25 protein-coding genes are annotated in these 22936 nt (G+C 65.1%); 14 read left to right on the top strand and 11 right to left on the bottom strand.

The window, feature by feature from the left end; all coding sequences use genetic code 11:
- The coding region (locus EAE28_RS17195) for a HipA domain-containing protein (protein ID WP_164736688.1) at nt 1-837 on the bottom strand (837 nt) is incomplete at its 3' end.
- Entirely contained in the window at nt 837-1094 is a 258-nt protein-coding gene (locus EAE28_RS17190) for a helix-turn-helix domain-containing protein (protein WP_127108519.1), read from the bottom strand. The genes EAE28_RS17195 and EAE28_RS17190, both read right to left, overlap by 1 nt.
- Nucleotides 1095-1305: 211 nt before the next feature.
- On the opposite strand from EAE28_RS17190, the gene EAE28_RS17185 reads away from it, so the two are divergent.
- From EAE28_RS17185 to EAE28_RS17165, 5 genes are all read left to right on the top strand, one after another.
- A complete protein-coding gene (locus EAE28_RS17185; RefSeq protein ID WP_127108517.1) occupies nt 1306-2109 on the top strand; it encodes an ABC transporter ATP-binding protein in 804 nt (267 codons plus the stop codon).
- Entirely contained in the window at nt 2106-2858 is a 753-nt protein-coding gene (locus EAE28_RS17180; RefSeq protein ID WP_127108515.1) for an ABC transporter permease, read from the top strand. Before EAE28_RS17185 ends, EAE28_RS17180 begins: the two co-directional genes overlap by 4 nt.
- Nucleotides 2855-3619, top strand: a complete 765-nt coding sequence (locus tag EAE28_RS17175; protein ID WP_127108513.1) for an ABC transporter permease — start codon at nt 2855-2857, stop codon at nt 3617-3619. Before EAE28_RS17180 ends, EAE28_RS17175 begins: the two co-directional genes overlap by 4 nt.
- A 28-nt stretch (nt 3620-3647) precedes the next feature.
- Nucleotides 3648-4592 (top strand): ABC transporter substrate-binding protein, encoded by a 945-nt coding sequence (locus tag EAE28_RS17170; RefSeq protein ID WP_164736687.1) that lies wholly within the window; start codon nt 3648-3650, stop codon nt 4590-4592.
- 71 nt (nt 4593-4663) lie between these two features.
- Nucleotides 4664-5629: a fumarylacetoacetate hydrolase family protein gene (locus tag EAE28_RS17165; RefSeq protein ID WP_127108509.1), complete on the top strand. Its 966-nt coding sequence runs from the start codon at nt 4664-4666 to the stop codon at nt 5627-5629.
- On the opposite strand, the gene EAE28_RS17160 is transcribed toward EAE28_RS17165, so the two are convergent.
- Entirely contained in the window at nt 5619-6656 is a 1038-nt protein-coding gene (locus tag EAE28_RS17160) for an amidohydrolase family protein (protein ID WP_127108507.1), read from the bottom strand. The two genes, EAE28_RS17165 and EAE28_RS17160, sit on opposite strands and share 11 nt — an antisense overlap.
- Before the next feature lie 4 nt (nt 6657-6660).
- Nucleotides 6661-7434 carry a cyclase family protein gene (locus tag EAE28_RS17155; protein WP_127108505.1) on the bottom strand — a complete coding sequence of 258 codons (774 nt, stop codon included), beginning with the start codon at nt 7432-7434 and terminating at the stop codon, nt 6661-6663.
- 98 nt (nt 7435-7532) lie between these two features.
- Between EAE28_RS17155 and EAE28_RS17150 the strand changes: the two genes are divergently transcribed.
- Nucleotides 7533-8456, top strand: a complete 924-nt coding sequence (locus EAE28_RS17150) for a LysR family transcriptional regulator (protein ID WP_127108503.1) — start codon at nt 7533-7535, stop codon at nt 8454-8456.
- 36 nt (nt 8457-8492) lie between these two features.
- Here EAE28_RS17150 and EAE28_RS17145 read toward each other — a convergent pair whose 3' ends face one another.
- Genes EAE28_RS17145 through EAE28_RS17130 form a run of 4 tightly spaced genes read right to left on the bottom strand, consistent with a single transcriptional unit; the run spans nt 8493 to nt 12097 of the window.
- The gene (locus tag EAE28_RS17145; protein ID WP_127108501.1) at nt 8493-9614 is read right to left on the bottom strand and encodes an FAD-dependent oxidoreductase; all 1122 of its coding nucleotides are present in this window, start codon (nt 9612-9614) and stop codon (nt 8493-8495) included.
- Nucleotides 9611-9973 carry a Rieske 2Fe-2S domain-containing protein gene (locus EAE28_RS17140; RefSeq protein ID WP_127108499.1) on the bottom strand — a complete coding sequence of 121 codons (363 nt, stop codon included), beginning with the start codon at nt 9971-9973 and terminating at the stop codon, nt 9611-9613. Before EAE28_RS17140 ends, EAE28_RS17145 begins: the two co-directional genes overlap by 4 nt.
- A gap of 10 nt (nt 9974-9983) precedes the next feature.
- Complete coding sequence (locus tag EAE28_RS17135) at nt 9984-10925, bottom strand: VOC family protein (protein WP_127108497.1); 942 nt, start codon at nt 10923-10925, stop codon at nt 9984-9986.
- A 14-nt stretch (nt 10926-10939) separates the two neighbouring features.
- On the bottom strand, nt 10940-12097 hold the full coding sequence (locus EAE28_RS17130; RefSeq protein ID WP_127108543.1) for an alpha/beta hydrolase family protein: 1158 nt from the start codon (nt 12095-12097) through the stop codon (nt 10940-10942).
- Between the two features lie 105 nt (nt 12098-12202).
- Between EAE28_RS17130 and EAE28_RS17125 the strand changes: the two genes are divergently transcribed.
- Entirely contained in the window at nt 12203-13123 is a 921-nt protein-coding gene (locus EAE28_RS17125; RefSeq protein ID WP_127108495.1) for a LysR family transcriptional regulator, read from the top strand.
- 25 nt (nt 13124-13148) lie between these two features.
- Here EAE28_RS17125 and EAE28_RS17120 read toward each other — a convergent pair whose 3' ends face one another.
- Nucleotides 13149-13901, bottom strand: coding sequence for a sulfite exporter TauE/SafE family protein (locus EAE28_RS17120; protein ID WP_127108493.1), 753 nt, complete (start codon nt 13899-13901; stop codon nt 13149-13151).
- Between the two features lie 526 nt (nt 13902-14427).
- Between EAE28_RS17120 and EAE28_RS17115 the strand changes: the two genes are divergently transcribed.
- The 6 genes from EAE28_RS17115 to EAE28_RS17090 all read left to right on the top strand — a co-directional run bounded on the left by EAE28_RS17115 (nt 14428) and on the right by EAE28_RS17090 (nt 19273).
- The gene (locus tag EAE28_RS17115) at nt 14428-14895 is read left to right on the top strand and encodes a GreA/GreB family elongation factor (protein WP_127108491.1); all 468 of its coding nucleotides are present in this window, start codon (nt 14428-14430) and stop codon (nt 14893-14895) included.
- Nucleotides 14896-15019: 124 nt separating this feature from the next.
- Nucleotides 15020-15463, top strand: coding sequence for a nucleoside diphosphate kinase regulator (gene rnk, locus EAE28_RS17110; RefSeq protein WP_127108489.1), 444 nt, complete (start codon nt 15020-15022; stop codon nt 15461-15463).
- Between the two features lie 212 nt (nt 15464-15675).
- The gene (gdhA, locus tag EAE28_RS17105; RefSeq protein WP_127108487.1) at nt 15676-17031 is read left to right on the top strand and encodes an NADP-specific glutamate dehydrogenase; all 1356 of its coding nucleotides are present in this window, start codon (nt 15676-15678) and stop codon (nt 17029-17031) included.
- 3 nt (nt 17032-17034) lie between these two features.
- Nucleotides 17035-18168, top strand: coding sequence for an HPP family protein (locus EAE28_RS17100; RefSeq protein ID WP_127108485.1), 1134 nt, complete (start codon nt 17035-17037; stop codon nt 18166-18168).
- A 410-nt stretch (nt 18169-18578) separates the two neighbouring features.
- Nucleotides 18579-18950 carry a GreA/GreB family elongation factor gene (locus tag EAE28_RS17095; protein WP_127108483.1) on the top strand — a complete coding sequence of 124 codons (372 nt, stop codon included), beginning with the start codon at nt 18579-18581 and terminating at the stop codon, nt 18948-18950.
- 107 nt (nt 18951-19057) lie between these two features.
- The gene (locus EAE28_RS17090) at nt 19058-19273 is read left to right on the top strand and encodes a hypothetical protein (RefSeq protein WP_127108481.1); all 216 of its coding nucleotides are present in this window, start codon (nt 19058-19060) and stop codon (nt 19271-19273) included.
- Nucleotides 19274-19309: 36 nt separating this feature from the next.
- Here EAE28_RS17090 and EAE28_RS17085 read toward each other — a convergent pair whose 3' ends face one another.
- Complete coding sequence (locus EAE28_RS17085; RefSeq protein WP_127108479.1) at nt 19310-20008, bottom strand: spermidine synthase; 699 nt, start codon at nt 20006-20008, stop codon at nt 19310-19312.
- Between the two features lie 346 nt (nt 20009-20354).
- Here EAE28_RS17085 and EAE28_RS17080 point away from each other — a divergent pair, with 346 nt between their 5' ends.
- A complete protein-coding gene (locus tag EAE28_RS17080; RefSeq protein WP_127108477.1) occupies nt 20355-20828 on the top strand; it encodes a MarR family winged helix-turn-helix transcriptional regulator in 474 nt (157 codons plus the stop codon).
- A 4-nt stretch (nt 20829-20832) separates the two neighbouring features.
- Here the strand turns inward: EAE28_RS17080 and EAE28_RS17075 are convergent, their stop codons facing one another.
- Nucleotides 20833-22836 (bottom strand): TonB-dependent receptor domain-containing protein, encoded by a 2004-nt coding sequence (locus EAE28_RS17075; protein WP_127108475.1) that lies wholly within the window; start codon nt 22834-22836, stop codon nt 20833-20835.
- Nucleotides 22837-22936: the final 100 nt, after the last annotated feature.

Below are 22936 nucleotides of genomic sequence, written 5' to 3'. Positions count from 1 at the left end.
CCCGTCTTGCAGGGTCGGCCCGCCGTGTTCCTGGTATTTCTGACTTGAACTCAATCCCAGCGCTTGCAGGAAATCTTCTTGCGGCAGACGCACGATGCCCCCGCCCGCCCGCGGCGCGCGATCAAAGCGGGTCACGATCAGCACTGTCTGATCCTCGAACGTCGCCATGCGCGCTTCATTCACCGGCAGGCCCAGTGCTGCGGCCAGTTGCAGGCACAGCCATTCGTTCTCGACGCTGTCGGTCATGTCGATCCCGTGCGACACAACGCCCATGCGCCGCTTGAAGATATGCGTCGTGGGCGTCAGCCCCTCAGGCTTTTGCCAAACCCCGTCGCGCCACAGAAAGGCGGTCTTTTCCTGCGCCCCGGCCAGCGAAATGCGGAACGTATCGTCGGCGTGCAGGCCCAGCGGAGACGTGGCAAGATCGCGGATGGTGGCGGCAATCTGCGCGTCGCTCTGGCGGGTCGACTCCAGCTGGAACGGATCGCCGGGATCGGCGCCCTGCGGCAGGAATTGCATCGCGCCGATACAGTCCCGCCCGATCACAGCCAGCAGATCATGTGGCCGGTCGCTGCGTGCCTGCGTGCGCTCGGCGATGCGGCGGCGCAGATCGGTGTTGTCGGGCAAGAGGTTCTCGAACACGGCATTGACCTGCGCGCCGCTTTGAACACCGGCGCGCAACGGCAGCTGGCGCGAAAGGGCAAAGGCAAACTGCCAGTCCAGCCAACCCGCATCATAGGCAAAGCTCACGCCGCCGGAAGGGGTGAAGCGATACTCGCCGGCCAGCCTGCCATTCAGGCGAACATCCAGCCGCCGAACAACCGTCGGGCGCCCCATCAGAAGATATCCGCAACCGACGGAACCGGCGCAACCGTGCCCTTTTCGCCCAGCACGAGGTCAAGATCGAGCGCCGAGATCAGGGCAAAGAGCGTGGAAACCTTGGGTTCATGCGTGCCGTTCTCGATCCGCGAGACATGCTTTGCCGCCAATCCCGCGCGTTGGCCCAGTTGTTCCTGGGTCAGACCCATTTCCTTACGTCGGCTGCGCAGCATCTGGCTGAGTCCGGTAGCGTCGCGAAGGGTTTGGGTCTGCATGGCGAACCTCAAAGGTGATGTTTTCGTAGATTTTCGAAAATAACCCAAAAACATCACCAATTCAAGATATCCCAAACGCGTCCCCTGAAACGCAAGCGCTGTCAGAATGGCTCTCGCTTGGAATAAGATATGCTAATACAAGTGATTTATCCCATTCATTTGACATATGCCAAGCCCCACCCCTAGGGTGCCACGAGCCGGGAGGACCGCGATGTCATTGAGTGAACACGCCACCAGCGCGATGGATGCGCCGCGCGATACCGTTTTGACGGTACAAGAGGCAAGCGTGCGCTATGGCGCAACCACGGTCCTCAAGGATCTGTCGCTGTCGCTGAACCGGGGCGAGTTTGTCTGCGTGATCGGCCCCTCGGGCAGCGGCAAGACCACCCTGCTGCGCTTGCTGGCCGGGCTGTTGACGCCAGTAAGCGGCTCGGTCGATTTCCGTGGTCAGCCGCATCGCGCACCCTCGCGTGACATCGCCATCGTGTTTCAGGACTACACCAACGCCCTGCTGCCGTGGCGCGATGCCGAGGGTAACGTGTCGCTCGCGCTGGAAGCAGCGGGTGTGCCGCGTGCCGAGCGCCGCGATCAGATCCACGCCTTGCTGCGCACCGTCGGGCTGGTCGGCAGCGAGGGGAAATTCCCCGCTGAAATGTCCGGCGGCATGCAGCAACGCCTGCAGATCGCCCGCTGTCTGGCGCAAAAGCCCGACGTGCTGCTGATGGACGAGCCCTTCGGCGCGCTGGATGCCATGACGCGGCAAAAGCTGCAGGACGAACTGCTGGGGATCGTCGCTGAAAGCCAGGTGACGGCGTTCTTTGTGACGCATGATCTGGAAGAGGCGATCTATCTGGGCGACCGGATCATCGCGCTGGAGCCCAATCCGGGGCGCGTGAGCCAGATCTTTGACGTGCCGCTGCCCAAGCCGCGCAACCAGCTGACCACGCGCGAGATGCCCGAATTCCTGCGCCTGCGCCGGCAGCTCTTTGACTTCATCGAACGATACGAACAATGACGGCACTCAAGGGACTGGTCCTGCCGATTGGCCTGTTGATTGTGTGGCAGATCGCGGCGATGGCCACGGGCATGCAAAGCGACACGCTGGCCGCGCCGGACGGTATTCTGGTTGCGCTGGTGAACGGGCTGACCAGCGCGCCGTTCTGGGTTGATACCGGCGATACGCTGGCGGCTGGCGGCATGGGCCTGGCACTGGGGTTCTCGGTGGGCGCAGGCGCGGGCATCCTGTTTGCGCTGGTGCCGCCGGTGTCGCGCATCCTGCGCGTGACGGTCGAGCTGCTGCGCCCGCTTCCCTCGATTGCCATTGTGCCGATCGCGCTGCTGATCTTTGGCTTTGGCTATCAGCTTGAGGTCGCTATCGTCGCCTTCGCCACCTGCTTTCCGGTGCTGGTGCTGACCGAAAGCGCCGTGCGTCAGGTCGAGCCGCGTCTGTCCGAGGTCGCCCGCGCGCTGGGGCTGACCGCGTGGGCGCGGATCACCAAGATCGTGCTGCCCGCCGTGCTTCCCCGCCTGTTCGTTGCGCTGCGCCTCGCAGCCGGGATCGCGCTGATCGTGGCGATTACCGTCGAGATCGCCGCCAACCCGATTGGCCTTGGATCACGGCTGTTGCGCGCCGCTTCGTCGCTCCGGCCCGAGGACATGTTCGCGACGCTGTTCTGGATCGCCTTTCTGGGCTGGGCGCTGAACTGGGGGATGTTGCGGCTGCAAAGCTGGCTCTTCCCGGCCATGAGCAGGAGCGAGCGATGACCCTTTTTCACCGCAGCCTGTGGTTTCTGGCCTCGCTTGCCCTGTTGGTCGGGCTGATCTGGGGGTGGCAGATCCTTGCCGATGCGCGCGTCTTGCCGCGGGCGTTCTTCCCCGGCCCCGACCTGACATGGCGCGCGCTCAAACGCGGCGTCGCCAATGGCTCGCTGCTGTCCGATACGCTGACCACGCTGCGCCGCATGGCGCTGGGGTGGGCGCTGGCCTCGCTGATCGGCGTGGCGCTGGGGGCCTTCGTCGGCACCTCGGCCTGGGCGCGGGTCTGGATCGCGCCGATGTTCGAGGCGCTGCGCCCGCTTCCAGCCTCGGCCATCGCGCCAGTGGCGATGCTGTTTCTGGGTCTGACCGACACGATGATCCTGACGCTGATCGCCTTTGGCGCGCTATGGCCGATGCTGCTGACCACGGTGCACGGATTCTCCAACATCCACATCCGTCGCCGCGAGGTCGCCACATCGCTGGGCCTGAGCCGCAGCGCCTTCATCACCAAGATCGCGCTGCCGGGCGCGCTGCCCGACATCATGGGCGGGCTGCGACTGGGTCTGACGATTGCGCTGATTCTGGTGGTGGTGGGCGAGATGGTCACGGTGCAGGGCGGACTGGGCGCGCGCATCCTGTTGGCCGCGCGGGCCTTCAACGCGCCCGAAATCTTTGCCGGGATCGCCGTCTTGGGCGTGATCGGCCTGCTGACCAACGCTGTTCTGTCGCTGGTCGAAACCTATGCGCTGCGCTGGCAGCGTCGCTGAACGCAACCCAATGTCGGGAGGACATGGAATGAAACGCAGAACCCTTATGCTGGCCAGCGCGGCCGTCGCGCTCATGGCGCTACCGCTGCAGGCGCAAGAGCGCACGCATGTCACGCTGCTCTACACCGCAACCACGGGCTTCATGACCGCCTGGGTTGCCACCGATCAGGGCTTTTTCGCCAACCACGGCGTCGATGTCGATCTGCAGATGGCGCAGAACGGCTCGGTGATCGTGGCGGGTGTGGTGTCGGGTTCGGCCGAAGTCGGTCTGCCTACGCCGACGGTGGCCTTTCAGGCCATCGAGAACGGGCTTGATCTGCGCGCCTTCGCTTCGACCAACATCTTCCCCGAAACCGCGAACGCGGGCGTCGTCGTCGGTGCGGACAGCGGCATCGAAACCGCGGCGGATCTGGTCGGCAAGACGGTCGGCGTGCCGGGTGTCGGTGGATTGCTGGACGTCACGATGCGCCAGTGGCTCAGCACGAATGGCGTCGACCTGTCGCAGGTGAATATCGTCGAAATCGCCCTGCCGCAAACCGGCGACGCGATCCGTGCCGGGCAGGTTGACGCCGTGGCCAGCGTCGATCCCTTCTCCAGCCGGGCGGTGGATTCGGGTGTCGGGCGTCTGATCGGCAACTATTTCGACGTGATCCCCGACGGCTCTGCCGCCGGTATCTTTGTCACTACCGCCGACTGGGCTGCCGAAAACGCCGAGGCCATCGAAGGCATGCAACGGGCGCTGATCGAGGCTGCCGACTTCATCCGCGAGCACGAGGCCGAAGCCCGCGAAAGCATCGCCCGCTACACCACCCTGCCGCCGCCCGTCGTGGCGAATGTGCCGCTGCCCAACCTTGGCGGCGCGCTGGACCCGCAGGTCAGCCTTGGTTTCTGGAACGACCTCGCGGTGCGTCAGGGCCTGATCTACGAGCCCATCGATCTTGAGACCTTCGTTATCCCCTTCCCGGCTGAGTAAACCGGCGACATAACCACCTCACGATATCGGCGGGGCCTTGCCCCGCCGATTTGCGACACCGGGAGAGAACCATGAAATTCGCCACCCTTGCCAATGGCACGCCCGACGGGCGCCTTCATCTTGTCAGCCGCGACCTGACGCGCGCCGTCCCCGCCGAGGCAGCGGCGACGCTTCAGGCGCTGATCGAAGACTGGGACAATCTGGCCCCTTCGCTTCAAGCCCAATACGACGCGCTGAACACTGGCGGCGGCATGGCGTTTGATCCGGCAAGCGCGCTGGCGCCGCTGCCGCGCGCGTGGCAATGGCTGGATGGGTCGGCCTATGCAAGCCACGGCGAGTTGATGGCCAAGGTGTTTGGCATCGACAACCACGCCGACAAGACCCGGCCGCTGATGTATCAGGGCCTGTCGGACCAGTTTCTGGCCCCGACGGCGGATGTCGCGCTGCCCACGGAAGATGACGGCATTGATTTCGAAGGTGAATTCGGTGTGATCTGTGATGCGGTGCCGATGGGCACTGATACGGCTCAGGCCGCTGGCCATATCCGACTGGTCGTGCAGATCAACGACTGGTCGCTGCGCACCGTCGCGCCGATCGAGATGCGCACCGGCTTTGGCTGGGTTCAGGCCAAGCCTGCGTGCTCGATGGCCCCCGTTGCCGTGACCCCGGATGAGCTGGGCGCAAGCTGGCGCGATGCGCGTGTGGATCTGCCGCTGATCGTCGACTGGAACGGTGAGCGTTTTGGCGCGGCGGGCGGGTACGACATGGCCTTCGGCTTTGACCAACTGGTCGCCCATGCCGCGCGGACCCGCCGTCTGGTGGCAGGGACCGTGATCGGCTCGGGCACCGTGTCGAACGACAATTACCGCGAGGTCGGCTCGTCGTGCATCGCCGAACGCCGGGGAATCGAGATGCTGGACCACGGCGCCGCCAAGACCGCGTTCATGGCCTTTGGCGAGACGGTGCGCATGGAATGCCGCGCCGCCGATGGCACGCCGATGTTCGGCGCCATCGACCAGCGCGTGGTCAAAGGTTGAACAGGGCGGCCGCGGTGCCGCCCATCACCGCCGCGCGCGCCGAAAGCGGCAGCGCGGCGGCCACCTGATCGGGGCGGCAATCGGCCATGTCGAACGGATAGTCGGTGCCGAACATGACCCGGTCCGCCCCCATCCGCTGCACAAGATCGGACAGCTGCGTCCGGTCGAACACCACCGTATCCACCCAGATCCGCGACAGGTATTCCGACGGCAACGCAGCACACCCCCGCGCCTCGGGCCGTACGCACCATGTGTGATCCGCGCGCCCGATATAGGCGGGCAGATAACCGCCGCCATGCGCACCCACCAGTTTCAGGCGGGGATGACGGTCCAGCACGCCGGACAGGATGAGGCCGGTCAGGGCGATGGTCGTCTCGACCGGTTGACCGATGGTGTTGGACAGATAGAACCGGTCCAGTCGCGCACCCAGTGAGGTGCCCAGCGGGTGGATGAACACCGGCAGGCCCGTCTCTTCTGCAGCGGCCCAGACCGGGGTGAACACCGGGTCCGACAGCTCGCGCTCACCGACCGAGGCCGAGATCTCGATCCCCTTCAGCCCCGCCGCCTTGGCCGCATGGATCTGCTGCGCGGCCAGATCAGGGTACTGCATCGACACCATGCCCATCCCGGCCAGCCGCTCGGGCGCGCGCGCCACCAGCGCCACCGCTGCGGCATTCACCACGGCGACAAGCTCACCCGCCAGCCCCTCATCAGCCCAGTAGGCATAGAGATGCGGCGAGGGCGCGACGAGCTGAACGTCGACGCCCATCAGGTCCAGATCGGCCAGCCGCTTCTCCAGCGACGCCATGCGCGCCCCGGCGGCGGGCAGCATGACCGTGCGGTTGTGCTGGCTGGACGCCGCGCCGGTGCTGCGGGCCTGCGCGCCCATTTCGGCGGCGCGTTCGGGGCGCGAGGCCAGCAAGGCCTCGGCCTCGGGCGCACCGCAATGGCCGTGCATGTCGATGACGCAAGGCACGTCCGGGCGGGTCAATTGGCCGGTCGGCAAGGGATTGTCAAAACCGCTCATCAGATCAGCTGTCAAAAATGGCGACGGCGCGCACCCAGCCCGCCGAGCCGCCGGCGACCTTTACCGGAAAGGCGCAGACGGTGTAGCCGGTCGCGGGCAGGGATTCGAGGTTCGACAGCTTTTCCATATGGCAATAGGCCGACTCGGCCCCGGCCTTGTGGCCTTCCCAGCACAGCGCCGCGTTGCCGGTGCGGGCAATCTCGGCCTTCTGGTGGATCAGCGGCGTGTCCCAGCTCCAGGCGTCGATGCCGCAGACCTTCATGCCGCGTTCGGTCAGATACAGCGTCGCCTCGCGCCCCATGCCGCAGCCTTTGGCGAGGTAGTCGTCCTCACCATAGCGCAGCCCGGCGGCCGTATTCACCAGCACGATATCGCCCGGTGACAGCGTATGACCGATGCGCGCCAGTTCGGCCTCAACCTCGGCGGCGGTGACGACATGGCCGTCGGGCAAGTGGCGGAAGTCCAGTTTGACGCCGGGCCCCATGCACCAGTCCAGCGGCACCTCGTCAATGGTAATGGCGCGCTCGCCCCGGTTCATGGTCGGGTGGTAATGCCAGGGCGCATCCATATGCGTGCCGACATGGGTGGTGATTTCCATTTCTTCCGAGGCCGGGCCCTTGCCCTCGAGCATCTGCTCGGGGCGCAGCCCCAGCATCGGCGCGAAATCCTTGGCACCATGGTCGTGGTCGAAATAGCGGATCTTGGGCAGCAGCGGTGGCGGGTCCGAAGCGATCCCGGCCTTAAGACTTACCGAAAGATCGACGATGCGACGTGCCATATTCCCCCCGAGAGTGCCTTGAATTGCGAATACCGTACGGGTGGGTTAAGCATATGTCGAATGAATAGGAAGTATGACTTCCATAAGGAACAGGCATCATGCGGTTGAACCGGCTGGACATGAATCTGATCATCGCGCTGGAAGCCATTCTGCGCCTGCGTTCAGTCTCGGCGGCGGCGTTTGAACTGCATTTGACGCAACCGGCGCTCAGTCAGGCGCTGCGTCGGTTGCGCGATCATTTCGAGGATCCCATCGTCGCGCAGGTTGGCCGCCAGATGCAGCCGACCGAATTTGGCCTGCAATTGCTCGAAGCGGCGACGCAGTTGATGAACGACACCCGGCACTTCAGCCAGATGCGCCCGGGCTTCGATCCGGCCACCGCGACACGGCGGTTCTCTATCATCGCCTCGGATTTCGTCCTCAAGGTCTTGTTCGCGCAGCTCTTGCCGCGCCTCGCCCAAGAAGCGCCCGGCGTGTCGCTGCAAATGGTGCCCATCGACGCGCCCTCGGACGCGCGGTTTCACCGGGGCGAGGTGGATTTCGCCGTGATCCCCGACCGGTTTCTGTACAAGGATCACCCGCACCGACACTTGTTTACCGATGACTTCATCTGCGTGATCTCAGCCGATCACCCGCAGATCGGCGAGTCCATGGACGCCGCGACCTACCTGTCGCAGCGCCATGTCGTCACCGAATTCGGCGGGACGTGGCGCGGCAGTCATTTTGAACAATGGATCGAAGATACCCGCGTTGAACTGGACGTCGCCTGTAGCGTGCCCAGTTTCTCATTGCTGGCAGATTGCCTGCGCGGCACCCCTTGGGTGGCCACGATGCACCGCAGCTTGTGGGCCAGCCTGCCCGCCGAGATGGGGTTGCGCGCCGTGCCGATGCCGCTGCCGGTGCCGCCGATTTCCGAGAACCTGCAGTGGCACGCGACGCGCGAGTTCGACACCTCGGTGCAGTGGTTCCGCGATCTGGTGATCGACTGTGCCCGCGACAATGCGCGGCGCTGGACGCGCTGACCCGCAGGCCAAGTCCAGCGCCACCATCGGGTGCGCTCAGATCGGCTGCGCCAGGGCACCAAGGGTCTGGCCCATCAGGCGCTGATGCTCTTCATGCGTGCCGTGTCCCTGCTCGATCTCGGCCAGACGGCCCGAGTTTTCCACAACCATGCGGCAGCGTTCAAAACGGCGGTCCTGAAAGGCGGGTAGTGCGGCGTCAATATCGGCACGGTTCAATTCCTCGGCCAGCACCAGCGCATCCTCCATGCCGATCATCGCTCCGGCCGCCATATGCGGCGTCGTCGCATGCACCGCATCGCCGATCAGCACCACGCGGTTTTCGAACCACGGACGCGGCATCAGCATCTGATCGAGCGGGCGGTAAACCACCTGACTCTCCGCGCTCAGCTCTTCGCCGATCTGGCGCAGCGTCGGCGAGGCAAAGCGCGACAGAAGATCCTTGAGCGTCGCCACATGGGTTTCGGGCGGGACACGGTCGTTGGTGGGCCGGTCTTCGGTCAGGAAGAGATAGGCTTGGGTGTCCGACACAGGCGTGATCCCGGCCTTCAGCGAAGGGCCCATCCACATCGCAACCGTCGGCAGATGCGCCAGGCGCGGCAGCACCGCGCGCCAGACGGCCTGACCGACATAACGCGGCTTGGGTGCATCGGGGAACAGGGCGCGGCGGGTGGCCGAGGACAGGCCGTCCGCACCGATCACCAGATCATAATCGCCCTCGGTCCCGTCGGTGAAGGCGACATGCGCGCCGGTCGGGCCGTTGTCGATGGTGGTAAAGGTGACGCCAAGCCGCACGTTGGTGCTGCCCGCCCGCACCCGGTCGGCCAGAAGCCGGGCCAGAACCGGCCGCATGATGCCACCGTTGCCCTGCGCCTTGGGATGCAGCGAGGGCGTCGGCAAATGCGCCAGAACCTGATCGGCCGGGCCGCGGATTTCCAGCCCGCCCACCGTCGCGCCAACCTTGAGAAATGCATCAAGGATGCCAAGCGTGTCGAACACGCGGAACATGCCGCCGTTCAGGCTGATGCCCGCGCCATAGCTGCGCCAGTCTTTGTCGATTTCGACAAGATCGACGGTATGCCCGGCGTCCGCCAACAGAATGGCGGCGCTCATTCCCGAGAAACCGCCGCCGATGATCAGAATATTTTTCGTGTCCGTCATGCCTTATCCTCCCTTGGCGCCCGGTCCAGGTGAACGCCGCCCTCCTCGTCGATCCGCAGCGGTACGCGGGTCAGACGCTTGCCCAGACACGCGCCCTGCACGCAGACCCCTGTTTCAATGTCGAACCACGCCCCATGCGCGTGGCACGCCAGATGGGTGCGCGCGCCGTTCAGATAGGCATCGCGCCGCCACGCCATGGATGTCCCGCCCGCGTAATGCGGACACAGGTCACGCCAGCCGAACACGCGCGCACCCTTGCGCACGATGATCACCTTGGCGCGCCAGCCCTCGACCTCGAACCCGCGCGAGTCGCCGTCGGGCAAGTCGGCCAACGTTGTGAGGGGAACGCCCGTCACCATCGCGCAGGCGTCAGCCCTTGGGCCCCGGCCCGCCGCCCGGCGCCCATTTCTTGCGCCACTGCATCAAGAAGGCCTGACTCGCCTCGGGGCCCATGGGTGCTTCGCGCGGGGCCCAGTCGTCGTCATGGGTGTCCATGTCGGCGTCGAACTCGACGTTGCAGCCCAGCGGGCTTTTGAAATACCAGAACCAGTTGGAGCCGAACTTGTGCCGCCCCGGTCCCCAGAAGCTTTCAAAGCCGTTTTCCATCATCCGGCTGCCCGCCAGCATCAGCTCGGTCGGGCCACCCATGTGGCAGGCCAGATGCTCGATCCCCTGCATGTATTCCGGCGTGCGGATAAAGAAATGCGTGTGGTGATCGGCATTCGCCTGCGGGCGCAGGAACGGCCCGGCACCGGTCAGCGTGTCGGTGATACGGAAACCCAGCCGGTCGCGGTAGAACCCGACCGCCACGTCGATGTCGGGCGTGAACAGCACGATATGCGACAGGGTGCGCGGCTTGGCGGGCATATCCTGCGTGACGCCGACCACGTTGACCGGACGACCCGGGTGATAGGGCGCATTGATCTTCTCGGCTTCCAGCTCAAGCGGGGTGCGCGTGGTGACGCGGAAAGCCAGTTCGAACCCCTGATCGTCCTGCGTGCGCAGGCTGCCATCGGCCAGATGCAACACCAGACGGTCGCGGCCCAGCTCGGCGGCGACGGCTTCCAGTGCAGCCTGATCGACCACACCCAGAACCTGAAGCCGCAGCATGCTGCCGGTCTTCAGCGCCGGCGGCAGCGAGGGATCGTCGCGGCGGCGGATTTCCAGACCGGTACCGTCAAGCGCCAGATACAGCCCACCCTTTTCTGGCGAGTATCCCTGCGGCTCAAGGCCATAGGCGGTCAGGAAGTCATGACAGGCGGGCACGTCGTCCACGCCAAAGACCAGAAGGTCGGGGCCGATGATCTGCATGGGATCTCCTGTCGTCACGCGGTACGGCCGCCGAGGCACTCGGCAGCGAAGTCGGAAATGGTGTCGAGCGGGCCGCCCGAGTTATCGACGCTGGAATGCATCACGCCGCCGGTACGCTCGTCAAAGATCACCAGCTCTTTGCGTGGGCTGTTGACCAGTTGCTCAAACGTGCGATGGGCCCATTTCAGCGGGATCTGGGTGTCATGTTTGCCATGCGTCACCAGATAGGGCACGCGGATGCGGTCCAGCACGCCGTCCAGATGCATGTTTTCGGCCTTGGCCATGAAGTCATCGATATCGGTCGCGCCAAAGACCCAGCAGGCGTGCGACCAGTAATGCGGCACCGGGAAGTCGCCCTCACGCTCAAGCCGACGCTTTTGCACGTCGCGCCAGTCGTGGTTGGCTCCCCATGAGATCCCGCAGGCAAAGCGCGGCTCGAAAGCAACGGCGCGCGGAGCGTAGTAGCCGCCAAGGCTGACACCCTCGATCCCGATGCGCGCAGCATCAACATCGGCGCGGGCGGCCAGCCATTCATAGACCGGCGTTGCCCAATGCTCGGAATCGTGGCGCGCGGTCAGCCCTTGCAGACGCAGCGCTTCCCCGGTGCCGGGCTGGTCCAGCACCAGCGAGGCGATGCCCTTGCGGGCCAGAACGCCGGGCAGCTGCGCCATGTAGCGCATCTCTTTGGTGCTGTCGAAGCCGTTGACCTGCACCAGCACGGGCTGCGGGCCCTCGACACCTTCGGCAGGCACAAAGATGCCCGACAGGTGCTTGCCTTCATACGGGATTTCGACCCGGAAAGCGCCGCTGCGGCCCATCGACAGGGCTTGGTAGAACGTCGTCAGATGGCGCGCGTACAGGGCCACCCGACCGTCCGAGCCATGCGCTTGCAGGCGCTCGGCGGTGATCTGGTAGTTGGCGGCGCGCATCATCTTGTTGGACGCCGACAATGAGCGCCCGCGCATCAGGTCTTCCTGCGCCAGTTCGATCAGCTTGTCGGCCATCGGAGTCCAGACCGCGCGGAACGCAGCGCTGCCTTCGGCGTCCCCGGTTTTGGCGGCCTCTTTGAGCGGTTCGCACATCTCGGCGATCTCACCCATGCGTGCGCCCATTTCGATCGAAAGATTGACCGAAAGATCCCACACATAATTCGTCGGAAAATACCGAAACACGCCCGCCTCCTCCATCATCGCGATTGAGGGAACCATATCGGCGCGGTTGCCATTTATGAAATTGTAAGTTTAAATCACAGGTATTCATGGAAATGTTGGATCATCATGCGCTTTCGCAACCTCGACCTGAACCTGCTCGCCGCGCTGGACAAGCTGATCCGCCTGCGCAGCGTCAGCCGCGCGGCGGAAGAGCTGTCGATCACGCAATCGGCTATGTCCAACGCCCTGAACCGCCTGCGCCAGTATTTTGATGACCCCTTGTTGGTGCAGGTCGGGCGGCAGATGGAGCTGACACCACGGGCCGAGGCCTTGGCCGGTCCGGTGCGCGACATCCTTGTGCGGATCGAGGCGGCGGTGACTGCACCGCCCGATTTCGATCCTGCGACCTCGGCCCGTCAGGTCGGGCTGATGGTGTCGGATTTTACCCTGCACACACTGATGCCCCCCTTCGTGCGCCGGGTTGCACGGGCCGCGCCTAATGTGCTGCTGGATATCAAGCCGCAGCAAAGCTATCCGGGCCAACAACTGGAGCGTGGCGAGGCCGACCTGCTGGTTGCGCCCGCAGTGTTCTGCTCACCGGATCATCCGTCCGAACTGCTGTTCACCGACCCCTTCGTCTGCGTCGTGGATGCACACAGCGATGCCGCCGGGCGGGGCATGCTGAGCGAAGCGGAGTTTCTGGCGGCCGATTTCGTCGCGATGAAGCCTCCGCAAGCGGGTGAAAATCAGGCTGGCGAGAACTATGCCAAACGCGCGTTGCGGACGCTGGGGATCGAGGTGCGCACGCCGGTTACGTGCTTCTCCTTCGCCGCCCTGCCCGATCTGGTGCAGGGCACCGACCGGATCGCGCTGGTTCAGGCGCGGCTGGCGCGGCGCTGGCTGAAGATGGGCGGCATCGCCATACTGGACGCGCCGGTGCCGATCGCGCCGATGGAGCAATGCGTGCAATGGCACCGGATGCGCAGTCATGACGCCGCTCTGGACTGGCTGCGCGCGCAACTGATCGCCGCTGTCGACGATATCTAGAACGTCCGGAGCATGGGCACAGGGGTCAACCGCCGCTGAGCAGCCGCCAGAAGAAAATCGCGCTCATGCCGAAACCCACGCTGGCAATCAGCGCGCGCACAACCGATTTGGGCAGCGACCGGGCAAGCGGCGCACCGGCATACCCGCCCACCGTGGCCGCAACCATCATCACCACCGCCTGTGGCCAGGCCACCAGCCCTGCCACGGCAAAGACCGCAACCGAGATTGCCGACAGCAGAAAGCTCAACCCCGATTTCAGCGCATTCATCCGGTTGAGATCCGTCATGCCCCACAGCGCGAACAGTGCCAGCAGCACGATGCCCAGCCCGCCGTTGAAATACCCGCCATACACGGACACCGCGAACAGCCCCAACGCCCCTTCCGGCGTCACCGAGCGGGCACTCGCCGCAGCCCACCGGCGCACGGCATCGCCGAACACAAACGCCAGCGTCGCCGCCAGCAGCAGGAACGGGACGACGACCGAAAAGGCGTCATTCGACGAGACCAGCAACAAGCCCGAGCCGACGAGCCCGCCTGCGAGCGTGATCGCGCTCAGCCGAACAAGGCGCTTGCGGTCGAACGCGCCCAACTCGGCGCGAAATCCCGCGACACCGCCCAGATAGCCAGGGAACACCGCAACCGTGCTGGTCGCATTGGCCATCACCGGCGGCAAACCGACGAACACCAGCGCCGGAAAGGTCAGAAACGTTCCGCCCCCCGCCACGGTGTTCAGCACCCCTGCGCCAAATGCCGCCGCGATCAAGATCAGGATATCCATGACGTGCTTCTTTCTTCAGGTCGGTCGGCGCGGCAAGTGCCGGCGCGCGGGCGGGTCGAGCCGCTTTCGGGGATTGGAAAACGTAGATGCGCGGCGGTATCGCTGGCACGATCAGGGCACAGGTGTAGGGCGGTTTGCCCGTCAGCCGGCGCGGTGTGCGCGCGCGGCTCCCGGGTGGTCAACCAGACGCGCAAACGCCTGAACCGCCCGGGGGTGCGGGCGGTTGAGCAGTACGAACCTGTGTCGATTGTTGCGCATGCACCAAAGGTAGAAAGACTGCCTTCGCCTGTCAATTGGCCGCGAATGCGGCGCTGCGAAGTGCCGCGGTGTGCAGGCATTGACTCTCTGCGTGCGAATGGACATTTTCGCCTGATGATCGTCGTGGCCATCCTGTTTCGGATCTTCCTTCAGAACCGCCCCCTGCCCGGGGCGGTCTGAACGCGTATCTGACGCGCTGCTGCTCCGGGTTCCTCCACCACCCATCCCAAGCGACGATAACGGCACTCTGGCCGTTCAAGGAGGACGTATGGCCACTTTCCGACGCCAGACGCTGGCACCCGAGACCGCAGTCTTCAGCAAGACCGATTACCCCTCCCTGCAAGACCACGCGATGGGCTGTCTTCTGAGCCGCTCGGACCGCCGCGCTCTGGCCGGTCATATCCAGCGTGCCGACAGGATCGGAACCGGCGTGGACATTCTGGTGGCGCGACTGCTCAGCCAGAAATTGCTCTACGCATCCTTTGTCGATGATGCCCGGATCGCCGCCGATGTCGCGATCAGCGGATCGCGGCTGCGCTATGCAATTGCGGATCAGGCGGCGCAAACCGCACAGTTGTGCCACGACGAGGCCATGGGGCCGGAAGACCTGTGCGTCGCATCGCCGCTTGGCGCAACGCTGATCGGAATGAAGGCGGGCAACACTGCACCGCTTTTCGCCCCGGACGGCACATTCTGCCGCCTGCGGCTGATCAGCCTCGAAGGTCGCGCCGCTTAGGGCCTGTCGGCAGCGCACCCGCGCACGGCGGCTTTTCCACCTCTCACACGGACGGCTCGGCCGCACCTCCGAAACCGGGGGTGCGCCGGGTCGCCCTGATTTATCCCACAGAAAGCACCCCCCAATGACCCTTTCCGCTCCCCTACCCAACGGCCTGCCCTCAGGCCGATCCTCGGCGCGATTGCCCAAGATCCATCTGGACAAAAGCCATGTCGGCCGGCTCGAAGCGCTCGCCTCGGCCATGATGCGCCGCGCGCCTGAGATCGGCGAACGGCTGATGGACGAAATCGCCCGCGCAAAACTTGTCGCGCCAGAGAAGTTGCGCGCCGATATCGTGACCATCGGCAGCGAGGTCACCTACCGCGATCTCGGCACCGACCGGCTGGTAACCGTCGTTGTGGTCTACCCCGAGGATGCCGATATCGACCGGCAGCGCATTTCCGTGGTCACCCCGATCGGCGTTGCGCTGGTCGGGCTGAGCGTGGGTGCCAAGATTTCGTGGATCGCCCGCGATGCCGAAACCCGCCAGCTTGAGGTGGTCAGCGTCGCACCCCCCGTCACCGACTGACCGACTCTCACCATCTGTCAGGACCGGGTCTGACACCCTTAACGCCACGCGCCGTTCGCGCTGTGGCCAAAGGGGCCGAGCCGGTTCTGACGTTGATGTTACCTGCGGACGCAAACACCCGCATTGCGCCAATCGCCTGTTTCCTTTGCCTAATATCTTCGCTAAGTGAGCAAAAAACAGGCGATCCCTGCACATTTTTGAACGGCCTTACCATGAATTCCATCGACGAAAAGCTGCAACCCATCCTGACCGACGTCATTCGGCGCAACGCCGGAGAGCCTGAATTTCATCAGGCGGTCCACGAGGTTCTTGAAAGCCTGGGGCGCGTCGTCGCCAAACATCCGCATTATCTGGAACAGGCGCTGATCGAACGGATCTGCGAACCCGAACGCCAGATCATTTTCCGCATTCCGTGGACGGATGATGCCGGACAGGTGCAGATCAACCGCGGCTTTCGCGTGCAGTTCAACTCGGCCCTGGGTCCGTACAAGGGCGGGATGCGGTTTCACCCGTCGGTGAATGTCGGGATCATCAAGTTTCTGGGCTTTGAGCAGACCTTCAAGAATGCCCTGACCGGCATGCCCATCGGCGGCGGCAAGGGCGGGTCGGATTTCGACCCCAAGGGCCGCTCTGACGCGGAAATCATGCGCTTTTGCCAGTCGCTGATGACCGAGCTGCACCGCCATCTGGGCGAGCAGACCGACGTTCCGGCGGGCGATATCGGCGTCGGCGGGCGCGAGATCGGATATATGTTCGGCCAGTACAAACGCCTCAACAACCGGTTCGAGGCCGGTGTGTTTACCGGCAAGGCGTTGGTTTACGGCGGCTCGCGGGCCCGGACCGAAGCCACGGGCTACGGCAACACCTATTTCGTCGAATCGATGCTGAAGACCTGCGGCACCGATTTCGACGGCAAGACCGTGGTTGTCTCGGGCTCGGGCAATGTGGCGATCTATTCGATCGAAAAGGTACAGTCCTTCGGCGGCAAGGTCATCGCCTGCTCGGATTCCAGCGGCTATGTGCTGGACGAGAACGGCATTGATCTGGCCTTGCTGAAGGACGTGAAGATCCAGCGCCGTGAGCGGATCTCGGAATACGCCCGCCGCCGAGGGCAGGGCGCGCATTTCATCGCCCGCGACAAAGGCACGATCTGGGATGTGCCCTGCGATGTCGCGATGCCATCGGCGACACAGAACGAATTGTCCGGCAAAGATGCGCGCATGCTGGTGAAAAACGGTGTCATCGCCGTGGGAGAAGGGGCCAACATGCCCTCAACCCCTGAAGCCGTGAAGGTGTTTCGTACCGCAGGCGTCCTGTTTGCGCCGGGCAAGGCGGCGAATGCAGGCGGGGTGGCGACCTCGGCACTGGAAATGCAGCAAAACGCCAGCCGCGACAGCTGGAGCTTCGAGCAGACCGAAACCCGGCTGGCCAGCATCATGCGCGGCATTCACGATACCTGCTACCAGACCGCCGATGATTACGGCGCGCCGGGCGACTATGTGCTGGGTGCCAATATCGCCGGGTTCGTCCGGGTGGCCGAGTCGATGCGCATGCTCGGGGTGATCTGAGCGATGCGCGGGGCACCGGATCGCGCAGGCCTGCCGCGCCTGCACTGGCGCGTTCTGGACAGCCTTCGCCCGCTTGGTCCCGCCATCGGCCCGGCGCGCCGCCGCGACATCGTTTCCGGCGCGGCAGGGTCCGGTCTTGCGTTGATGCTGGGTGCCGCGATGCTGGCGGGGTTCGCGCTGCCAGCGGCGAGCGGTGCCTTCCTCATCGCGCCGATGGGCGCGACGGCGGTGCTGGTGTTTGCGCTGCCCAACAGCCCGCTTGCGCAGCCGTGGTCAGCCATCGTCGGCAACACGGTGTCGGCACTGGCCGCGTTGGGCGTGCATCAGCTGACGCAGGCTCCGGCGCTTGCTATCGGGGCGGCGGCGCTGCTGGCGCTTGCGGCGATGCTGCTGACACGGTCCCTGCATCCGCCGGGCGGGGCCGTCGCGCTGACCGCCGCGCTCAACCCGGCGATGCTGGACGAGCTGGGGCTGGGTTTCGCGCTGATCCCGGTGCTGGGCGGCACCACGGCACTGGTTTGCGCAGCATGGCTCTGGCACCGGCTGAGCGGCCGCGTTTATCCCTTTCGCCAGCCCCATGACAAAGGCGCGCAGGCGGATTCCGACGCCCCGGCCGCCCTGCGGTTGGGGCTGGAGCCGGACGCGCTTGCGCAGATTCTCGTGCAGTACCGGCAATCGGCGAACCTCGGTGTCGAAGACCTTGCCCGCCTGATCGCCGCCGCCGAACAGCGCGCAGCAGGGCAGGCACTGGGCACCGCACGCTGCGAACAGATCATGTCGCGCAGCTTGGTAACCGTGCCGCCGACAGCAACGGCCACGGCACTTGCGGACCTCTTTATCCAGCACGGGTTCAGCACCGTGCCGGTGGTTGATGACACGCAGGCATTGCTGGGCGTGGTGTTTCAACTTGACCTCATCCGTCGCTTTGCCACCCGCGCCGACCTGGCGGATCACCTGATGACCACCGGCCTTGCGACCGTCGAGCCGCAAACGCTGGTCGCCGATCTTTTCCCCCTGCTGGCACAAGGCGGGGCCGAGGCCGTGCCGGTCATGGACGGTAAGCGCCTTGTGGGCATCATCACCCGCACCGATCTGCTCTCTGCACAGGCGCGGGCGATTGCGCGGCACACAAGCTGACGGGGTGATCGGGCGTGGCGCACAGCCGGGCACGCGACTGTGCCCGAAGTGCGACACTCGAACAGGATTTTCGCTGCAGCGCGGCACGGCTTGTCTTCGTTCAGGGGCTGGCCTACCGTGTTGCCATGCTGACGTTTCTTCCTCTGGTCAGGTTCCGGATCTATTCCGGTTCGCTGCTGACGCGCACTCTGCCCCGGGCAGAGGCGGTCGCCTGCTGACGCCTTTCCCCGGGGCTTTCTTCTTTTCAGACCAGGAACAGTCAGGCGGACATCGTCCGTTGAGGAACCATCATGTGTTGTTGTCTCACTGCCCCGTGGCCCGCAGCCGACGGGGACATCCCCCACGACCCCTTGTGCCCTCAGGCACCCTGCCCGCCCGGCACCGGCGCGCAGAATAACCCGGCCAACGCGATGGTGAGCCGCTACGACTACTGGCAGCTCAACGAGCACCGGCGCCGGAGCGAAGAGTTGGGCGGCACCCTGCTGGCCCGGCTGATCCGCGCCAAGATGCTGGCAGCAGCGGTGGTCGACAGCGATCAGTTGTCCACCGATGTGGTCACTGGCTCGGCGCGCATCACCTTTGCGCTGGATCGGCAACCCGCCGAAACGCGCGTGCTCTATCACTGGTCCTACCCCGATGACGCGCACCGGCGTCTGCGCGTGGGCTCCCCGCTGGGGGTCACGCTGATCGGCATGTCCGCGGGCCAAAGCAGCGGCTGGCTGGACGGGTCAGGCACGCCACGCAGTGTGCACGTGCTGAGCGTCGCGCCGAGCGCCCCCTGACCCCGCGATCGCGCGGCGGCAATCACTGCCACCCCAACCGTTTCACCACTCCACAGCACAGGGCCTGCCCTGTGCCCCAAGGCTCCTTGATCAGAAAGACAGACGACATGCCGCGTCAATCCATTCCTCCCTATTGCAACGCCTGCGGGGCTCCGCTTCCGCGCGCCGCCGCCGGGCGTTGCCCGTTCTGCCGCGTCGCCTTTGCGCAGGCTCTGGCCTTTGTGCAGGCTGCCCCGCGCGCACTGCGCCTTGACGGCTTTGTCGCGCGCGCGGGTCTGGCTTTGGCACGATCCTCAGGGCATGGTCCGAACGCGCGCACCTGACGCTGACCATCCGGCCGCCTGCCCCGCTCGCGCGGATCAGGCTGCAGCCCGCTTCCCGAGAACGGCTGCGTCGGGGCTACAGCTGTAAATGTAGTGCATGGCATCGACGCGGCCGGGGATCAGCGCGATATCCTCGCGCATCCAGGCCCAGGGCTGACGGGCAAGCCGGTCTTCAAACGCCGCCGAGGCCGTCGCCGACCAGAACGCCACCAACCCGCTGGGGCTGAGCGCCTTGGCCACCGCAACCAAGCCGCTGTCGGCGTAGAGATCGGTGTTCTGCGTGCGGACCAGAAAGTCAGGTCCGTTGTCGGTATCCAGCAAGATCAGATCATAGACGCCATCCGCCTGCGCCAGATGCGCCTGCACGTCTTCGATCAGCAGGGTGGTGCGCGGATCGTCCAGCGGATGCCCGGCCAGCGGGGCCAACGGGCCGCGGTTCCATGCGGCAACATCGGCGATCAGTTCACAGACCGTCACCTCGGCCTGCGGCAGCGCAAGGTCGAGCACGGCGCGGAGCGTATAGCCCAGCCCAAGGCCGCCGATCAGGATCTTGCGCGGTCGAAAGCCGGTGCGCCGCATGGCGCGCAGCGCCAGTTGATCCTCGGACTGGTGGTTGAGGTTCGACATCAGCTCGATCCCGTTATAGCGGATTTCGAACAGATCGCCGCGTTGGCGCAAAAGGATATCATCCCCCGCCGCCGTTCTGGCGTGGGCAAGTGTGGTCCACAAAGTCATGTCTGGTCCTGCAAACAAGCGAACCCCTCGCGCAGGCGCGGGGGCGGAAAAGGTTCATGTCAGCTTGGGGTTGCCCTGCGCCTCAGGCGAACGGGCAACCCTCAGACATTGTTTGCACTGAACCCGCTCAGCAGGGGAAACACGGCGCACAGATTGGGGGAAAAGCGCATCGACCAACCCTTATGTGATGGACCGCGTGTCAGGGCACCGTCGCCCGCAAGACCGCACCGGTATAGCGCCCCCTGCGGGGTTAGGCAATGAAGCCGCAGGCATCGGCGGTCCCCTAGCGGTCACAGCGCCACTGGCCTAAGAAACGTCAACCCGCCCGCCAGCCAAGGACAGCCCGATGCCAGACCCCGGATCGCCCGCGCCCCTGCCCTTCGGCGATACCGATGCCCGCATCGCCTATAACCGGGCGTTCTTTGCCCTGCTGCGCGTTGAGCGGTCCTTGATGCCCGAGATCGCCGCAGAGCTGCGCGCGCTGGGGATCAGCGATCCGCTCTGGTACGAGATTCTCTATGCGACGGAAGAGGCAGGCGACGGAGGCATTGCCATGCAGGATCTGCAAAACCGCCTCTTCGTGCCGCAGTACGCCCTGTCGCGGCATGTCGCGCGTATCGAGCAGGCCGGGTTCATCCGCCGCGAGGCAATTCCCGGTGCGGGGCGCGGGCAGCGCCTGTTCCTTACCCCCGCCGCCGAAGGGCTGCAGGATCGCGTCTGGGCGGTCTATATGGCGCGGATCCAGCAGGCGATGGCCCCGCGCCTGTCGACGGACGAGGCCTATGACCTCGTCCGCCTGCTCAACCGGCTTTACGGCTGACGCCTCAGAAGCGCATCGCCGCTGACAGCTGCACGCTGCGGCCCGGCTCATAGATCGGCGTGACCGACGCAAAATCCGCGCCATAGGTCGCCCGGTCGGCATACTGGCGGTCAAAGAGGTTGTTGACCTCGGCGCGCAGAGTCAGGCCGCGCATGCTGGGCGGGTGGTATTCCACAAAGACATTGACCACGCCATAGCCCGGCAAGCCCTGATCCGAGCCCGAAGCCACGTCATCATAGGCCAGTGCCGCCTGAAAACTGCCGCCAAAGGTGAAATTACTGCCTTCAGGCGAATGCTGAACCTCCAGCGCGACCACGCCGCCCAGCGGTGCCCCCAGATCAAGCGCTCTATAGCTGTCGCTGAGCGCGCCGTTCACCCGCACCTGACTCCACGCGTAAGAGGCACGCAAATAGCCGTTGGTCCACCCGTACCCCAGCCCCAGATTGAAGCCCCGGCTTTCGGCATCGCCCATGGCGTTGGCGGCATAACTGCTCAGGCGCACATCGTTCAGCCGCGTGACGAACACCTCCCCGTCCAGCCGCAGATTGCCCTGTTCCCAGTCAAAGCCCAGCGTCAGGTTCTCGGCCCGTGCCGCGCGCAGGCCGGTGTAGTCCCAGCCCGGATTGAAGATGAAATTGTCCTCAATCGTCATGCCGCCGAACACCGACGAAATCCCGCCGCGCAGCCGCAGCGCGTCAGTGACCCGATACGAGATCGAAGCATTGCCGCTGAACCCGGCGTAGGTCTCGCGCCAGCCGGTGGTGCCGGTGAATGCCTGCCGATCATAGCGGCCCCCGAAGGACAGCGAGAGCGCATCCGTCGGTTCGATCCGCGCTTGGGTGAACAGACCCCAATTGCGCGCGGATTCGGTGATCGCGGTGGTGGTCAGGTCGCTGTAGGCGCTCCGGCGGTCATAGAAATCCACCCCTGCCGTGATCGTCGCATCGGGCGACAGGTGGAAGCGGTTTTCCACCGTCGCAGACGCCGTGCTGGTCACGCCCCGGCTGACACCCAGCGCCGGGTCGAGCGGCTGATCAACGCCCACCTCGACCTCGGACCGGCCCAGCACGATATGCGGATCCCACAGGCCGGTGGCATCGCGCTGCTCATACGATAGCGCATAGCTGGTGCGGTGCGTGTCGTGGCGGCGCAACGGGAAGGGACGCCCGACGCTGGTGATATTGGCGCGGTAGGGACGCAGCGCATCATCGGTCATGTCCTGCATCGAAAATTCCAGCCGGTGGCCTTCGTCGCCCTCATAGGCCAGCTTGAGCAGCCGCGTCGTCAGGTCCGCCGCGCTGCCCTCGACGACCCCGCCGCCGCCGGCCTCGTAATCCTCACCGGTAACGCGGCGCGCATAGGCCAGCCACTCAAACCCGCCGACGCGCCCTGCCGCCGTTGCCGAGCGGCCAAAGGTCTGCCCGTTGCTGCCGAACGACAACCGGACGTTGCCGCCATAAGCCTGCCCCGGATCGAGCAGATCCTCGACATCCACGGTTTCCATCACCACCGCCCCGGCCATCGCATGCGGTCCGGCATCTGCCGGGGCCGCACCGGCATCAACGCGGACCGAGCGCAGCAGGCCGGGATCAAACGCATTGGCGGAAATATGGTGGAACAGCCGGTTGTTCTGCGAAACGCCATCCAGCGTGACGGCAAGGTTCAGCATGTCGATGCCGTTAACGAAGATCTTTTGTGCCAGCGGAATCGCCCCGCCGACCGAGACCGAGGCAATCCCGGCAAAGACGTCGCGCAGATCGCCCATCCGCGCTTGTTCCAGCTCGGCATCGGCGACGTAATGGCTGTTGCCCCGATCGGCAGCAGTGCCTTCAGGATCGCGCGCGCGGGTGTAGGCAGGATCAAGCAGGATCGTGCCCAGAAACTGCACCGTTTCGTCGGGCATTTGCGCCAGCGCGGGGGCCGCGCCAAAGGCCGAGGCCGCAACGCCGCACAACAGCGCCTGCCGGGCGCGGCGGGGAGAGAAAGTGGGAAGGAGCGTCGCTGCCATCGGGGCCTCCGTTAACGGGGTTGATGGCTCAGACAGGGTCTTGGCTGAGGGTGCGGTTAGCATGCAGCGGCATTACATGCAATTGCATGTCATCTGAAAA

It is taken from the genome of Pararhodobacter zhoushanensis (assembly GCF_003990445.1).
GTDB lineage: Bacteria > Pseudomonadota > Alphaproteobacteria > Rhodobacterales > Rhodobacteraceae > Pararhodobacter > Pararhodobacter zhoushanensis.
The sequence above is the reverse complement of the archived record's forward strand: the minus strand, read 5'-3'. Positions and strand labels throughout refer to the sequence as shown.

What these genes read in the sequence shown, in the direction of transcription:
- EAE28_RS17190 (WP_127108519.1), bottom strand. Translation starts at nt 1,094, where the DNA reads ATGCAGACCCAAACCCTTCGCGACGCTACCGGACTCAGCCAGATGCTG.
- EAE28_RS17185 (WP_127108517.1), top strand. Translation starts at nt 1,306, where the DNA reads ATGTCATTGAGTGAACACGCCACCAGCGCGATGGATGCGCCGCGCGAT.
- EAE28_RS17180 (WP_127108515.1), top strand. Translation starts at nt 2,106, where the DNA reads ATGACGGCACTCAAGGGACTGGTCCTGCCGATTGGCCTGTTGATTGTG.
- EAE28_RS17175 (WP_127108513.1), top strand. Translation starts at nt 2,855, where the DNA reads ATGACCCTTTTTCACCGCAGCCTGTGGTTTCTGGCCTCGCTTGCCCTG.
- EAE28_RS17170 (WP_164736687.1), top strand. Translation starts at nt 3,648, where the DNA reads ATGAAACGCAGAACCCTTATGCTGGCCAGCGCGGCCGTCGCGCTCATG.
- EAE28_RS17165 (WP_127108509.1), top strand. Translation starts at nt 4,664, where the DNA reads ATGAAATTCGCCACCCTTGCCAATGGCACGCCCGACGGGCGCCTTCAT.
- EAE28_RS17160 (WP_127108507.1), bottom strand. Translation starts at nt 6,656, where the DNA reads ATGAGCGGTTTTGACAATCCCTTGCCGACCGGCCAATTGACCCGCCCG.
- EAE28_RS17155 (WP_127108505.1), bottom strand. Translation starts at nt 7,434, where the DNA reads ATGGCACGTCGCATCGTCGATCTTTCGGTAAGTCTTAAGGCCGGGATC.
- EAE28_RS17150 (WP_127108503.1), top strand. Translation starts at nt 7,533, where the DNA reads ATGCGGTTGAACCGGCTGGACATGAATCTGATCATCGCGCTGGAAGCC.
- EAE28_RS17145 (WP_127108501.1), bottom strand. Translation starts at nt 9,614, where the DNA reads ATGACGGACACGAAAAATATTCTGATCATCGGCGGCGGTTTCTCGGGA.
- EAE28_RS17140 (WP_127108499.1), bottom strand. Translation starts at nt 9,973, where the DNA reads ATGGTGACGGGCGTTCCCCTCACAACGTTGGCCGACTTGCCCGACGGC.
- EAE28_RS17135 (WP_127108497.1), bottom strand. Translation starts at nt 10,925, where the DNA reads ATGCAGATCATCGGCCCCGACCTTCTGGTCTTTGGCGTGGACGACGTG.
- EAE28_RS17125 (WP_127108495.1), top strand. Translation starts at nt 12,203, where the DNA reads ATGCGCTTTCGCAACCTCGACCTGAACCTGCTCGCCGCGCTGGACAAG.
- EAE28_RS17120 (WP_127108493.1), bottom strand. Translation starts at nt 13,901, where the DNA reads ATGGATATCCTGATCTTGATCGCGGCGGCATTTGGCGCAGGGGTGCTG.
- EAE28_RS17115 (WP_127108491.1), top strand. Translation starts at nt 14,428, where the DNA reads ATGGCCACTTTCCGACGCCAGACGCTGGCACCCGAGACCGCAGTCTTC.
- rnk (WP_127108489.1), top strand. Translation starts at nt 15,020, where the DNA reads ATGACCCTTTCCGCTCCCCTACCCAACGGCCTGCCCTCAGGCCGATCC.
- gdhA (WP_127108487.1), top strand. Translation starts at nt 15,676, where the DNA reads ATGAATTCCATCGACGAAAAGCTGCAACCCATCCTGACCGACGTCATT.
- EAE28_RS17100 (WP_127108485.1), top strand. Translation starts at nt 17,035, where the DNA reads ATGCGCGGGGCACCGGATCGCGCAGGCCTGCCGCGCCTGCACTGGCGC.
- EAE28_RS17095 (WP_127108483.1), top strand. Translation starts at nt 18,579, where the DNA reads ATGGTGAGCCGCTACGACTACTGGCAGCTCAACGAGCACCGGCGCCGG.
- EAE28_RS17090 (WP_127108481.1), top strand. Translation starts at nt 19,058, where the DNA reads ATGCCGCGTCAATCCATTCCTCCCTATTGCAACGCCTGCGGGGCTCCG.
- EAE28_RS17085 (WP_127108479.1), bottom strand. Translation starts at nt 20,008, where the DNA reads ATGACTTTGTGGACCACACTTGCCCACGCCAGAACGGCGGCGGGGGAT.
- EAE28_RS17080 (WP_127108477.1), top strand. Translation starts at nt 20,355, where the DNA reads ATGCCAGACCCCGGATCGCCCGCGCCCCTGCCCTTCGGCGATACCGAT.
- EAE28_RS17075 (WP_127108475.1), bottom strand. Translation starts at nt 22,836, where the DNA reads ATGGCAGCGACGCTCCTTCCCACTTTCTCTCCCCGCCGCGCCCGGCAG.